Here is a 380-nt window from a genome sequence, read left to right as displayed (position 1 = left end):
TTGTCCCCCTCGGGCGGCTTGGCCACCAACTTGGGCTCCATCGGGGGGATGAACCGCAGCCGGCCGGTAACGGTACTTACAATTTTACGCACTCATGTGATTCTAGGCGGCAGGCTTATATTAGCTAGTGCGAATGGACGCAAATCCCCAGGCTGCGGCAACAAAACCGCGTTTCCGGCGTTGCCGTCGATCCGAAGCTCACCAGGAGCACCACTTGGCCGACGACAAGAGCAAGCGAGACTTTCGCGATCGCAACCGCGTGTCCGCCGACGAAGATTACGAAGTGGATTATTTCGCCCGCGAGAATGGCGTGACGATCGAGCAGGTCCGCGAGCTCATCAAGGCCAACGGCAACGATCGTGAAGCCCTCATAGAAGCCG

The 380-nt window shown here is 58.7% G+C and carries 1 protein-coding gene; it reads left to right on the top strand.

All coding sequences use genetic code 11. The features are described from left to right. Nucleotides 1–133: 133 nt before the first annotated feature. Nucleotides 134–380, top strand: a 247-nt coding sequence (locus E5W87_RS35670; RefSeq protein ID WP_367118920.1) for a DUF3606 domain-containing protein, incomplete at its 3' end; no start/stop codon positions are given.

The organism is Mesorhizobium sp. (genome assembly GCF_004962925.1).
Taxonomy (GTDB): domain Bacteria; phylum Pseudomonadota; class Alphaproteobacteria; order Rhizobiales; family Rhizobiaceae; genus Mesorhizobium.
This window is presented reverse-complemented; position numbering and strand designations above follow the sequence as displayed.